3 protein-coding genes are annotated in these 2,045 nt (G+C 60.3%); 1 reads left to right on the top strand and 2 read right to left on the bottom strand.

The features are described 5' to 3' along the window. On the bottom strand, positions 1-297 hold a 297-nt coding region (locus tag WA354_RS06435; protein WP_472812180.1), incomplete at its 3' end, for a hypothetical protein. Beyond that, the gene (locus WA354_RS06430; protein ID WP_472812179.1) at positions 294-680 is read right to left on the bottom strand and encodes a BlaI/MecI/CopY family transcriptional regulator; all 387 of its coding nucleotides are present in this window, start codon (positions 678-680) and stop codon (positions 294-296) included. The genes WA354_RS06430 and WA354_RS06435, both read right to left, overlap by 4 nt. Positions 681-884: 204 nt before the next feature. On the opposite strand from WA354_RS06430, the gene WA354_RS06425 reads away from it, so the two are divergent. Continuing rightward, positions 885-2,045: PA domain-containing protein (locus WA354_RS06425; RefSeq protein ID WP_472812178.1), on the top strand; the 1,161-nt coding region annotated here is incomplete at its 3' end.

The raw sequence follows: 2,045 nt of genomic DNA, 5'->3' as shown, positions 1-2,045 counted from the left end.
AAGACGGAGCGCGCCAAATCCATTGCCCGCCCCCATCAGCACCGACACCTGCGCATTCGCTGGCGCAGCTCCGTGTGTCAGCCACGGCACTGCAAAATGGACCCGCTCCCAGGGAAGAATCGAAATGGCCGGAAGCAGGCTCTGCGACAGCAACGCTCCCACCCATACGCGATGTTCCGCAGCCGGACCAGCCGTCCGCAGCAAGCGCGCTGCGACCCAGGCCGCAACAAACAGCAATGGAGCCTGCCACACAGAATTCAAAACATACGCCAGGAGCACGTTCTCGAAACCATTCATGCCGCGTCTCCTTTGCCCTTGCTGAATTGCTCGGTTAGTTTTGCCAGCCGCTTTGCATCGATCTGCCGGCTCTTCAGCAGGCTCATCACAAGCTCTTCACTCGACCCGCCAAACATGCGATCGATCATGTCGCCCAGGCTCTGTCCAATCGCTTTCTCCTCGCTCACTCTCGCCGAGTAGACATAGGCCCGCCCGTCGAGTTCGCGATTCAGCTTCCCCTTGCGCTCTAGGATGTTCAGCACCGTCTGTACCGTCGTGTACGCCAGCCCCGGCTTAACCTCCGCCTGCACCGCCGCCACCGTGCTGCTTCCCCGCTTCCAGATCACCTGCATGATCTTCAATTCCAGCTTGGTCAATGCGCTCTTCGCCGAACGTCCGCCCACGCGACCTCCTATGATCTTAGGAGTCTAGGCCAGATCCGTCGATTCTGTCAACTAAGGTCTTAGGACTCACCGACGCTCCGATCGGGTTTGTTTGACCCCTCCCGGCCGCAAGTATTACATTCGCTTTACCCCGCTGAACTTCCCAGGAAAGCGCTCGAAGACCACGCAATCTCCAGAGATCTCTCTTCAAGAAGGTGCCGACGCATGCGTAAACTCTTTGCCTGCCTTTTGATCCTCAACCTGAATGCTTACGCCGTAGATCCTTCTCATCCCGAATCCCTGCGCGGATTTGCCGCGGCACACTCCGCCGCTGAAGTGCAATGGGAGCAGAAATTCCGGGCCATTCCAGACACCGCTCGCTTGCGTGAAAACATGCGCCGCCTCTCCGCGCGCCCCCACCACGTGGGCTCCCCTTACGACAAAGACAATGCCGAATGGCTCCTCGCCCAGCTCAAGTCCTACGGCCTCGACGCGAAGATCGAGCAGTTCGAAGCCCTGTTTCCAACACCCAAATCGCGCAGTCTCGAGCTTCTTGGTCCCGCAAAGTTCACGGCCAAACTCGAAGAGCCTACGCTCGCCGTTGATCCCACTTCCGGCCAGAAGGACGAGCAGCTCCCCACCTACAACGCCTATTCAAAAGACGGCGACGTCACCGCGCCCCTTGTCTATGTGAACTACGGCGCACCCTCCGACTACGAGCAGCTCGATGCCATGGGTGTTTCCGTCAAGGGAGCCATCGTCATCGCCCGTTACGGCGAAACCTGGCGCGGCATCAAGCCCAAGGTCGCCGCCGAACACGGTGCAGTCGGCTGCATCATCTACTCCGACCCCAAAGACGATGGCTACGCCCGCGGCGACTCCTTCCCCGATGGCCCCATGCGTCCCGCCGAGGGCGCGCAACGTGGCAGCGTCATGGACATGCCCGTCTACCCCGGCGATCCGCAGACCCCCGGCATCGGCGCCAAACCAGGCGTAAAACTCATCCCTCTCGACCAGGTCCAGACGATCACCAAAATCCCCGTTCTCCCTATCTCTTATGCCGACGCGCAGCCGTTTCTAAAATCTCTTGAGGGCCAGACCGTTCCCGACAACTGGCGCGGCGGTCTTCCCTTCACCTACAAGACCGGACCAAGCAAAGCAATGGCGCATCTCGCCGTCGCGTTTAACTGGGACCGCAAGCCTCTCTACGACGTCATCGCCACGATCCCTGGCTCAACATTCCCCGATGAATGGGTCATTCGCGGCAATCATCACGACGCCTGGGTCAACGGCGCTGAAGACCCCATCAGCGGTGCCAGCCCGGAACTCGAAGAAGCGCGCGCACTCGGCGAACTCCTCAAGCAGGGATGGAAACCCGCCCGCACC

Source organism: Occallatibacter sp., from assembly GCF_049802275.1.
Classification (GTDB): domain Bacteria; phylum Acidobacteriota; class Terriglobia; order Terriglobales; family Acidobacteriaceae; genus Telmatobacter.
This window is presented reverse-complemented; position numbering and strand designations above follow the sequence as displayed.